The organism is Duganella phyllosphaerae (assembly GCF_001758785.1).
GTDB classification, from domain to species: Bacteria; Pseudomonadota; Gammaproteobacteria; order Burkholderiales; family Burkholderiaceae_D; genus Rugamonas; species Rugamonas phyllosphaerae.
The window spans coordinates 1-10,597 of record NZ_LROM01000034.1 but is presented as its reverse complement, the minus strand read 5'-3'; the positions used below and the strand labels follow the sequence as shown (position 1 = coordinate 10,597).

The following is a 10,597-nucleotide window of genomic DNA, read 5'->3' as shown; positions in this document are numbered from 1 at the left end:
GACCGATCGGCCGCCACTTCCGGCGCCGTGCCCGGCACCGCTGCCGGCGCCACCGCCGGTTTCGCGACCGGATGCGGATCGATCAAAGGCATCAAATGCGGCGCCAGCACCACCAGCAACTGCACCGGCAGCGCGCTGGTGAAGTCATAGTTCTTCGACTCCGGCCCGTGCACGTACGCGGTCATGCTGCCGAAGAAACGCTCGCCGATATTGAACACGAACGTGGCCGACCGGTTCACGTAGCGCGACTCGATCAGGCGCCCGCCGCCGCCATACACGTCAAATCGCTGGTCGCCGGTACCGGTCTTGCCGCCCACCGGCAGCAAGGTGCCGTCGGACGTGGTGAACGCCCCGCGCGCGCGCTTGGCGGTGCCGTCCGACACCACGCCCCGGATCGCTTCGGCCACCACCTGCGCCACTTCCGGCGCCAGCACCTGCTCGTTGCTGACGGGCTTGGCGCGGCTGACGGTGGTGTCGTACGGGGTGTTCTTGGCAAAGTGCAAACTGGTGACGCGCTGGCTGGTCTTGCGCACGCCGCCGTTGACGATGATGCCCATCAGCTCGGCCAGCGCGGCCGGCCGGTCGGCCGAAGCGCCCAGCGTGGTCGCGTACGACGGCACCAGCGAATCGAACGGGTAACCCATCTTCTTCCACTGCTTGTGCACTTCCATGAAGCCTTCCACTTCCAACAGGCCGGCAATGCGGCGGTCCTGGGCGTGCTTGCGCTTGGTTTTCAGCAGCCACTCGTACACCTCCTGGCGCTCCTTCTCGCTGGCCGCGTTCATCTGCGTGAGCGTGGCGCCCGGGTTGGCGTGCAGGTAAGCCACCATCCACAATTCCAGCGGGTGCACGCTGGCCAGGTAGCCACGGTCGGCCAGCGACCACTGGTCGATGGCGTACTGGTCGTACAGCTTGGCCACGCGTTCGTCCGACACTTCGTTTTGCGACGACAGGTTGGCGCGCAGGAACGAGGCAAACTCCTGCTGGCTCGCTTTCGGATACACGGTGCGGTGGATCACGGCCAGGCGCACCGGCGTGCGGCGCAGGTTGGCCAGCATGATGTTGTCGAACTCGGAGACCGGCTTGCCCTTGTACTTGGCCCAGAAGCGCGCCAGGAACTCCTTGCCTTCCTTGTCCGCGAAGCGCGCCAGGTACTGGGCGCGGCGCGGATCGTCGGCGTCGGCCAGCAGCGAGGCGGACGAGCCCGGCGTCTGGAACATGTAGAACTTGGCGACGTCGCGCATCAGGCGCACGAACACCAGGTTGGTCGAACGGCGCAGCGCCTCGGTCACGGTCAGGATCTTGCCGTTGTCTTCCTTGGAGAAGTTGCCGAAGTAATGCAGGCCGCCACCGGTGAAGAAGCCTTCGCCTGGGTTGCCCGAATACTTGCGCTCCATGGCCGCGTGCAGCATCGGCGTCAGGGCGCGCGCTTCGCCGCCCACCGGCAAGCCCTTGAAGTAATCGATGGCCCACAGCGACAGCTTGTCCTGCGGATCGACCACCGCCTTGCCCAGCTCGGCGGCACCCATGCCCGCGTACTTCTTGTGCAGCTGGTCCATGATGTCGAGGTAGCTGACCAGGGTGCGCAGCTTGGCCGTCGAGCCCAGGTCGAGCTTGGCGCCTTCGTTGATGTCGAGCGGCTGGTCGTAGTTGTCGGTTTGCAGGCGCAGGAAGTTGGTGTCCTTGCCCTTTTCCAGCAGGGTAAAGCTGTACACCACGTTGGCCGGGTCGCCATTGCCGAGCATGCCCTTGCCGGTCAGGCCGGCAGCCTTGGCGCGCTCGGGGTCGCGCAGGTCGTTCAATACTTGCGTGACCGCTGTTTGCGCCTGCGCGTCCAGCGTGCTGGTCACGTCCAGGTCCAGGCGGTCGAGGTTGTACATCCGGTTGTCGCCCAGCAGGTTGGCCAGGTGGTTGCGGATCGCATTGGTGGCCTTGCGCGAGACAAAGGTCATCGGCGGCGCCGCTTGCAGGCCGTTGCCCTTGGCCGGATGCAGCTTCTGTTTCAGGGCCATGTCGCGCATGGCGGCCGTGATTACGCCGTCCTTGGCCAGGATGCGCAGGTGGGCGTCGGCCAGCTGGTCGAGGTCGTCGGCGCCGTCGCCCAGGTAGTAGCTGGGGCGGCGCTGCGCGATCATCAGGCTCAGCGCTTCCTTGTACACCAGCGCGGTATCGGCGTCCGGCTTTTCCAGGTCGCGCGCCATGATGCGGTTGAAGTCGTCGAAGGCACGGCCGTACCACACCCACATGCCGTCGCCGACGCCATTGACTTCGCCATAGCCGGGCTTGGCCGACAGCGGCACCGTGTTCAGGTATTCGATGACGATGCGGCGGCGGGCCTTGGTGGTATCCGGGCCGTCCTGGTACGAACGCAGGCTGGCCGAGATCATCTGCTGCAGCTTGTCGGTCATGGAACCGGTGCGCCCTTCGGGCGAATGGCGGTATTTCTCGATTTGCGTGGCCAGCGTGCTGCCGCCGGCGGCGCGGTGGCCGGCGCCCAGTGCACTCAAGCTTTTCTCGAGCACGGCCTTGGCCAGGCGGTCCCATTCCACTGCCGGGTTGCGCTTGGGGTAAGTATTGTCGAGCAGTTCGCGGTTTTCGATGTATAGCAGGGAGCTGATCAGCGCCATCGGCGCCTGCTCGAACTTGCCGTAGATACGTTCCGGGTAAGCGGTGGCGTACAACTGCTGGGCGCGGCAATCGTAGATCGTCAGGCCGGTCTTGGTCTTCTCGTGGTACACCGGGAAGATGCCGCGCTCGGCCAGCTCCAGCATCTTGGGCGACATGCGCGACTGCGCGCTGACCTTGTACTCGCGCTCGCTCAAGCGGCCAATGTAGTCGGGCAGGTTGGAATAACCGAGGCGCTCGTCGTACGGGCTGTCGTGCGGGAAGCGGATCGCCTTGCTCAGGCCCGGCTCGACCTTCCAGGTCATCTTGCCGGCCAGGTCGGTAAAGATGCGCGCCTGCATGGCGGAGGTACGGCTTTCCTGGACGCCGAGGTACACGGCAAACGAGGCGCCGACCAGCAGCACGAGGATGAAGGCATTGCGTGTGCGCTTGCTCTTCCGTGGTGGTTCGGACGGTGGCGCGTCAGGCTGCGCCGGCGCGAGAGGCGCTTCGGAATCTTCTATGGACATGGGGGGACAACTCGAAGGTGATGCGTGCGTCGAAAATCAGGGTCAGCTATTCAGTAAAGACTGCTAGTCACCATTGCACCACATGGCGACCTTACAGACCGGAACGTTCGCAGAATAATTGCTTTACGGTGCGCATTTTCGCAAAAAAACAACGGCCAGGCCTACCCCTGACTTCCTTAAGTGATAGGCATGCGCCGCTGCTGGAGAAGCTGCAGGTTTTACGGCGCCGCGAACTCCACGCCCAGGCGCGTGAGCTCGTCGCGCAGTTGCTGGAACGCCTCTAACGTCTGCGCCGGCTCGCCCTTCACGCCCAGTTCGATATGGCGGCGGGTATTGGCGTCGCCCACGCTGGGCAGGCTGAACACTTTGACGCGCGCATACTGTTTTTCCAGCGCCACCATCAGCGGCGTGAGCGACGACTCGGCCGCCTCGTACACCAGCACCGACTGCTCCAGGTGCGGCTCGCGGTTGAACAGGTTGGCGTACTTGTTGTCCAGCACCCATTCGATCATGGGCCAGGCCATGACCGGGAAGCCCGGCACAAAATAGTGCTGGTGCAGCGAGAAGCCGGCGATGTTGTTGTACGGGTTCGGGATCAGGTCCGCGCCTTGGGCAAACTCGGCCATTTTCAGGCGGTGCAGGTTTTCCGGCGAATTCAGATCCGCCGGCTGGCCCGCCTCCTCGCCCATTTGCACGATGCGCTGCTCGATGTTGCGCTTGCCCTGTTCGTGCAGCACCAGCGGCAGGCCCAGCGCGTCGGCCACGGCCTGGCGCGTGTGGTCGTCCGGAGTGGCGCCGATGCCGCCGCAGCAGAACACGATGTCGCCGCTGGCAAAGGTGCGCTTCAAGGTGGCGACGATGCGCGGCGGCTCGTCGCCGAGGATTTCAGCCCAGTCGAGCTTCATGCCGCGCGCGGCCAGCAGTTGCACGACCTTGGAAAAATGCTGGTCGACGCGCCTGCCGGACAGGATTTCGTCGCCGATGATGATAAGTCCGATCGCCATAAGGTCCCGCTTTCTCAGAGTTCAATCGGGGTGGGGTCGGCCACCGCAGGTGCCTGGGCGCGCAGGCGCGCCAGCGCTTCCAGGCAGTAATAGGCAAACCACAACCCGGTAAAGATAAATACCAGCACGTACAGCCAGATCGACGCAGCCGCCAGGAACGGGAAGAATACCACCGCCATTACGCCGCCGAGCCAGATCGCGCCCGGCAAGGCGCCGGCCGCGCCGGACACCATGCCGATCACCAGCAAGCGCCAGCGGTGCTCGGCCAGGATGGTGCGGCGTTCCTCCGCGCTGGCATAGTCGGCCAGCACGTCATAGACCATCACGCGGCACGTCAGCCAGCCCCACAACATGGCTTGCACCAGGACCGCCAGCGGCGGAAACACGTACAGCGGCAAGGTCAGCAGCCACAAGCCGATAAAGATCAGCATGCCGCCGACCGCCGTGCCGACGCTGCCCATCAGGCTGCCGCCCTGGCGCTGCTCGAGCTGCGGATAATGGCGCAGGCCCACGTGGCGGCAGATGACCGGCATGGCCACCACGCCGATGAAAATCAGCGCGGTCATGATCATCAGCGGCAACAGCAGCAACATGGAAATCAGCGGCACCACCACCGTGGTCAAGGTGCCCAGTCCGAGCGAGCGCAGCCAGCTGGTGCTGGTGGAGAACAGGTTATGTTCGGCGAACAGGCCCTGCATGGCGTCGATCAGCGGTTGCAGGCCGAAGTACAGCAGCACGGCCCACACGCCCACGGCCAGCAGGAACGGCGCCAGGCTCATCGCCAGCAGCTTGCCATGCCATTGCGACAGGAAGGCGCGTCCCCAGGCGCGTACGACATTGCTCATCAGACCACATCCTTTCGTGCGTATTCCACCAGGCGTTTGAGCGCCAGCCAGTGCTGCGACCAGAAACCCTTGCCGTATTCGCGCCCCGGCACCACAGTGCCGTCCGCTGCGGTTTTCGGCAGCTGGTCGCGGATGCCGGTGGTGACGAATTCCGGCGTGAAGTTGGCGGTCCTGAAAATGATATCCCACACCGGCAGCAGCACGGCGAAATTACAGCCGCCCAGGGTGCCGGCGCCTTTCGATTCGTGGCCGACGCCAATCGCGTGGTGCATGCGATGGTAGCGCGGCGACACCAGCAGGCGCTCGCCGAGCCAGCCGAAATGGATGCGCACGTTGGCGTGCTGCAGGCTTTGCAGGATGCGCGAGACCGACACCAGCATTACGTACTGCGACGGCTCCACGCCGATGCACAGCGCGATCACGCCCATGTAAATGTCGCGCAGGAAGTCGTCGAGCACGTGGTTGCGGTTGTCGCTCCACAGGTTCATGTTCTGCTGGCTGTGGTGCAGGCCATGCAGCGCCCACCACCAGTTGAACTGGTGCGAGGCGCGGTGGTACCAGTAATCGAAAAAGTCCAGCACCACGAAGTACACCAGGAACGCCCCGAGCGGACTGATGTTGGGTATCAGCGACTCGAGGTTGAACGGCTGGAAGCTCTCGAAGCGCAGCACGCCGGCCAGCGAGTCGAGCAGCGGATCGAGCGTGAAGAAGATCAGCACCGAGAACAGGCCGATGCGGTGCAGCACCGTGTAGATAAAGTCGTTCCAGCGCGCGCGCGGGTCGGTAAACTTGTGCACCGGGATCAAGGCTTCCATCGGCCGCAGCACCAGGAACAGCAGCAACAATTCGAGCACGCCGATCATCAGCCACTCGGTGCCCTCGAACGCTTCCTCGATGTATTCGCCAAAGCCGAGCTGGAATACCAGCGGCTGGATCACCGTTTCGAACAACCACCCCTGGGCGGCGCCGAACCAGTCAGAAATTGTCTGCATCATCGCGATTTGAACAGTGAAGAATAGTCAGGGTGCTCGCGCAGCGTGGCAAAGCAAAAACCTTTTTGCTCCAGGCCGCTAATGAGCGGCTCCAGGTTGGCGGGCGCCCACGCATCCTTGCGCGACCAGATGCCCATGTGGGCCACGAAGATGTCGCCGCTGCGCAGGTCGCGCAAGGACTTTTGCAACAATACCGGATTCGGGTAAGCCGTGCTCGACAGCTCATCGCCGGAGAAGCCTGCCGGCGCCCAGCCCACGTGCGCATAGCCGCACGCCTTGGCGGCCGCCACCGTGCGCGGCGACGTGCGGCCGGCCGGTGCACGCCACAGCGGGTCGAGATGGACGCCCGTCAACTCGACGAAGCGGCGATCGACGCGCTTGATTTCGTCGCAATACTGGTCGGGGGTCAGGCTGCGCAGCTTGCCGGCAGAGGCACCGAAGCCGGGCTTGACGCGGAACTGGCCGTCTTTTTCGCCGGCCAGCACGTCGTGGTCGAACGTGTGCGAGCCGAACGCATGGCCCTCGGCCACGCGCGCCTTCCAGTACGCCGACCAGGCCGGGTCGAGCGAATAGTCGCCGCGCACGGTTTTCTCGTTGGCCAGGAAGAACGTGGCCTTGATGTGGTGGCGCTTCAGAACGTCGGCGATCAGCTCGGCCTGCGACTGGCTGCCGGTGTCGAAGGTGAGATAAATGGTGCCTTTGCAAACACCGGCTGGCGTAGCAGGGGCGGCAGCGAGCGCCGGCAACGCCAGCGCGGTCAGCAGCGCCAGCAGCGGCCTGGCAGTCATGCGGCCCATCAGCGCTGGGCGGCGTTCATGAAGAACACACCGTGCGGCGAGCGGCCCACCGGGATCAGCTTGGTGATCTTGCGGGTCTTGAGGTCGATCACCGCCACTTTTTTAATCCAGCGCAGCGTCACCCACATGGTCTTGCCGTCGTCGGTGATTTCCATGCAGTCGGGGCCGCCGGGCACGTTGATCTGGCCGACGTTTTCCAGGGTCTTCTGGTCGATGATGTTGATCGAGTTCGAGACCCGGTTCGAGACATAGGTGTAACGGCCGTCGCCGGCCGAGCGGAAATTGTGCGCGCCCATGCCGGTCTTGATGCGCTTGACTGTCTTCTGGGTTTTCCAGTCGATCACTTCGACGTAGTCGCTGCCCATGATGCCAACGAGCAGGTACTTGTCGTCGGGCGTCATGGCGATCCCGGCCGGCAGCTTGCCGACCGACATGGTCCATTTGACCACGCCGCTGGCCAGGTCGATGGCGCTGACCTGGTCGCTGCCCTGCTGGGTGATGAAGGCGGTGGTGCTGGCCGTGTCGAATGCCATGTGGCTCGGCAGCTTGGCCAGCGGAATGCGCTTGTTCAGGGTCAGGTTGGTGCCGTTGTAGCGGTAGATATCGACCCGGTCCAGGCGCAGCGAGTTCGAGACGAACCACTTCTGGTCGGGCGAGAAGCCGATCTGGTACGGGTCGAGGATGTCCTTGAGGGTGCGCTGGATCTGGCCCGTCTTCGGATCGAGGAAGATCAGCTCGTTGCCGACCGAGCTGGCGACGATCAGCGACTTGTTGTCGGGCGTGGCCATCAGGTGGTGCGGCTCCTTGCCGACCGGGAAGGTCGACAAGCTCTGGTACGTGGCCTGGTCCAGCAGCTGCACGGTCGCATCACGCGAGTTGAGCACGACCACGACGTTGGCCTGCGCGCTCGGCAGGCAAGCGATGGCGCAAACGCTGGAAAAAACAATACGGCGGAGACTGCTGAACATGAAGAAATCGCTTGTAGGAGCAAAGACTTTATTTTACGTGCAAACCCAACCGTACCGAGGGAGAAAGTCACAATTATTCTGCCGTGAGGGCGCCCACGCGACACGGGCTGCGACTGCACCTTGTCGCTGCTGCTACAATTGATGACTTGTACCCAACAATAGAAGGAATAGCTATGTCCACCATCACTACCGACTCCGGCCTGCAATTCATCGAACTGACGGTTGGCGAAGGCGCCGAAGCCAAAGCTGGTCAAAACGTCACCGTGCATTACACCGGCTGGCTGCGCAACGACGACGGCACCAAGGGCGCCAAGTTCGATTCGAGCAAAGACCGCAACGACCCGTTCGAGTTCGCGCTGGGCGCGGGCATGGTCATCCGCGGCTGGGACGAAGGCGTGCAAGGCATGAAAATCGGCGGCGCCCGCCAGCTGATCATTCCAGCCGAACTGGGCTACGGTGCACGCGGCGCCGGCGGCGTGATCCCGCCCAACGCCACCCTGATCTTCGACGTGGAACTGCTGGGCGTTTAATTAAGTAACGTAACACCGGAACGCCAGATCCGTCATCCCCGCGCAGGCGGGGATCCAATTACCGCCCTTCCCCCTCTACCGCTGCCAGTTCCGCCGCAACGCCTCCTGCTCCGCGCGCGCATCCATCATCCCCCCCACGATTCTCTGGTCGATCGCCTCGAGCACCGCCGTTGGCATCTCCGTGCCCGCCACGCGCTGCGCGCTCATTTGCGGCGCCGGCCGCATGTTTTGCACCAGCACCGGCACCCGCCACTCCGCGCTGGCGCGGCAGGCCACGCCCACCAAATCCTGGCTCAGGCCCACCAGCGTAAAGGTGCGGCAGTAACCGCTCTGGTTGGACAGGAAACTCAAGCCCACCCGCACATCGCCCTCGGACGGCGCGGCGCCGCCCATTTGCTGGCTCAGCGCCAGGTCGAGCTTGCCCTGCGCCACCAGCATGCCGTTGCGGCTGATGATGGTGGTGGGTGCGGCTGGTGATTCGCCCAGCCAGGCCGGCTGCCAGTAAATCAGGGCGAAGCGCCCTGCCAGCAAGCCCGCGACCAGCGTGACGCCAAGCGCGGTCCAGACGCGCCAGCTCCAGCGCGCCGCCTGGGCCTTGCGCGCCGCTTGCTGCACGGCCACGCGCTGCGCGCGCACGGCCGCCAGGTGGACGACCTTGCCGTGGTGCGGCGCTGATGCCGGTGGGGTTGGGGATGAATGCGAGGTAAAGCGTGGCGCATGCATGAAGACGTCGCGCGTCGCGCGCAGGCGCGCCACCCGGCGCTGCAGGCTGGCGTCGCGCTGCATGGCATGCTCGATGGCGCGGCGGGTCGCGGCGTCGAGCTGGCCATCGGCGTAGGCAATCAGTGTGTCGTCTGAAAAGCTCATCATCCCGCTCGTCAATGCTGCGCAAGTCGTGTCATGATAAACCTTTTTGCTCATGATGCGAGTCCGTCAGGATTGCGTAAGCCCTTTAAGTACAAGGGATAAACCGGTGCACATCGACGCACGGCAGGTGCAGCAAGGGTTACTTTGAAACTCTTCGCGCGGAAACCATTACATCTGACAATATTTATGCTAATCTGCGCGCTCTAATAACCAAGGAGGTAGTAATGAAAAAAGGCGAACTGATTGCTGAATTTGCGAAACGCACCGAGATGTCTGCTGCTGCCGCCAACACCGCAGTAAACACCTTGATCGCCATCGTGACCGAGCGTCTGAAAAAAGGCGACACGGTAGGCATCACCGGCTTCGGCACCTTCTCCGTTGCCAAGCGTGCTGCGCGCAAAGGTCGCAATCCAGCTACCGGCGAAGCGATCAAGATCGCGGCGTCGAAAACCCCGAAATTCTCGGCGGGCGCGACCCTGAAGTCGGCTGTCAACCCGGCTAAAAAAGCCAAGTAATCATCACGATGCCGGGACGCAGCAGCGTCGCTGGCAGCAAGTAACACGGCGGTTCATGCCAGGCGCACACCTGTCATGGCCGCCGTTGTGTTTTTGAGGGGTTCCTCTAGCGGGTTTCGCGGAGGCTGCGGGTATGATGGACGATTGCCCCCCAATACCAGGAGAAGACATGAGCTTACAAGCACAATTCGAACAAGCCCAGGCGGACTCGAAAAACCTGCCGGAACGCCCGGACAATATGACCCTGCTGAAAATCTACGCACTGTTCAAGCAGGCGTCGGTGGGCGACGCCACCGGCGAGCGCCCTGGCTTTACCGACATGGTCGGCCGCGCCAAGTTCGACGCCTGGGATGCCCTCAAGGGCACCAGCGCCGACGACGCCAAGCAGCAGTACATCGACCTGATCGAAGACCTGAAGTAAGTCACCCGACAGGATGTGCGGGTTACGCGCTGAACACCCGCCGCATCTTGTCCGCCACCTTGCTCTCGATCTGCGCCGCGAACGCGCTGATCGGAAAGCCCAGCGCGATATGCAGCTGCGCCTGGTTCGGCAGCAAACTGAGCGTACCATTCACGCCGCTGCGCTCGAAGCGCAGCACATCGCCATCCCAGCGCGACGTCAATTCGAATTGTTCGGACAGTTTGTCCGCGACTTGTTGCGCCGCCGCACGCGCTTGTTCGGGCGCCAGGTGGTGTTCCTGGACGATGTTGATGTCCGACATGCACTTCCTCATCAATAAAACAAAGGCTGCATCATGCCAGTTGCGACCGTGCCGCGCCACCCCAGGACGGTAGAATGCGGTCCTGCGCCGATTCCAGTCGCATTTGCTTATATGTATTGTATATAAGCGCCGTTTGTGAGAAATAGGGAATTACCTTAAAATACAGTGCTTTGCCGAGGTTAGCCGGCTACGCCATCGCCGACTACGCCACTGCGCACCAACA

11 protein-coding genes are annotated in these 10,597 nt (G+C 63.3%); 3 read left to right on the top strand and 8 right to left on the bottom strand.

Features of this window, described 5'->3' with window-relative positions; translation table 11 throughout:
• The 6 genes from DUPY_RS02325 to DUPY_RS02300 form a co-directional block, all read right to left on the bottom strand.
• Positions 1-3,134, bottom strand: a 3,134-nt coding sequence (locus DUPY_RS02325; protein WP_070246087.1) for a transglycosylase domain-containing protein, incomplete at its 3' end; no start/stop codon positions are given.
• Positions 3,135-3,352: 218 nt separating this feature from the next.
• Positions 3,353-4,138 (bottom strand): competence/damage-inducible protein A, encoded by a 786-nt coding sequence (locus tag DUPY_RS02320; RefSeq protein WP_070246085.1) that lies wholly within the window; start codon positions 4,136-4,138, stop codon positions 3,353-3,355.
• 14 nt (positions 4,139-4,152) lie between these two features.
• Positions 4,153-4,983, bottom strand: a complete 831-nt coding sequence (locus DUPY_RS02315) for an EI24 domain-containing protein (RefSeq protein ID WP_070246084.1) — start codon at positions 4,981-4,983, stop codon at positions 4,153-4,155.
• The gene (locus tag DUPY_RS02310; protein WP_070246083.1) at positions 4,983-5,978 is read right to left on the bottom strand and encodes a sterol desaturase family protein; all 996 of its coding nucleotides are present in this window, start codon (positions 5,976-5,978) and stop codon (positions 4,983-4,985) included. The genes DUPY_RS02315 and DUPY_RS02310 overlap by 1 nt, the downstream gene beginning before the upstream one ends.
• The gene (locus DUPY_RS02305; protein ID WP_070246082.1) at positions 5,975-6,772 is read right to left on the bottom strand and encodes a polysaccharide deacetylase family protein; all 798 of its coding nucleotides are present in this window, start codon (positions 6,770-6,772) and stop codon (positions 5,975-5,977) included. Before DUPY_RS02305 ends, DUPY_RS02310 begins: the two co-directional genes overlap by 4 nt.
• Positions 6,772-7,740 (bottom strand): YVTN family beta-propeller repeat protein, encoded by a 969-nt coding sequence (locus tag DUPY_RS02300; RefSeq protein ID WP_070246081.1) that lies wholly within the window; start codon positions 7,738-7,740, stop codon positions 6,772-6,774. The genes DUPY_RS02305 and DUPY_RS02300 overlap by 1 nt, the downstream gene beginning before the upstream one ends.
• Before the next feature lie 173 nt (positions 7,741-7,913).
• Here DUPY_RS02300 and DUPY_RS02295 point away from each other — a divergent pair, with 173 nt between their 5' ends.
• A complete protein-coding gene (locus DUPY_RS02295; RefSeq protein WP_070246080.1) occupies positions 7,914-8,270 on the top strand; it encodes an FKBP-type peptidyl-prolyl cis-trans isomerase in 357 nt (118 codons plus the stop codon).
• Between the two features lie 75 nt (positions 8,271-8,345).
• On the opposite strand, the gene DUPY_RS02290 is transcribed toward DUPY_RS02295, so the two are convergent.
• Positions 8,346-9,137: an anti-sigma factor family protein gene (locus DUPY_RS02290; RefSeq protein WP_070246086.1), complete on the bottom strand. Its 792-nt coding sequence runs from the start codon at positions 9,135-9,137 to the stop codon at positions 8,346-8,348.
• Between the two features lie 224 nt (positions 9,138-9,361).
• Between DUPY_RS02290 and DUPY_RS02285 the strand changes: the two genes are divergently transcribed.
• A complete protein-coding gene (locus DUPY_RS02285; protein WP_019921569.1) occupies positions 9,362-9,652 on the top strand; it encodes an HU family DNA-binding protein in 291 nt (96 codons plus the stop codon).
• A gap of 169 nt (positions 9,653-9,821) precedes the next feature.
• On the top strand, positions 9,822-10,073 hold the full coding sequence (locus DUPY_RS02280) for an acyl-CoA-binding protein (protein WP_019921568.1): 252 nt from the start codon (positions 9,822-9,824) through the stop codon (positions 10,071-10,073).
• A 22-nt stretch (positions 10,074-10,095) separates the two neighbouring features.
• On the opposite strand, the gene DUPY_RS02275 is transcribed toward DUPY_RS02280, so the two are convergent.
• Positions 10,096-10,374 (bottom strand): polyhydroxyalkanoic acid system family protein, encoded by a 279-nt coding sequence (locus DUPY_RS02275; protein WP_070246079.1) that lies wholly within the window; start codon positions 10,372-10,374, stop codon positions 10,096-10,098.
• Positions 10,375-10,597 lie beyond the last annotated feature (223 nt).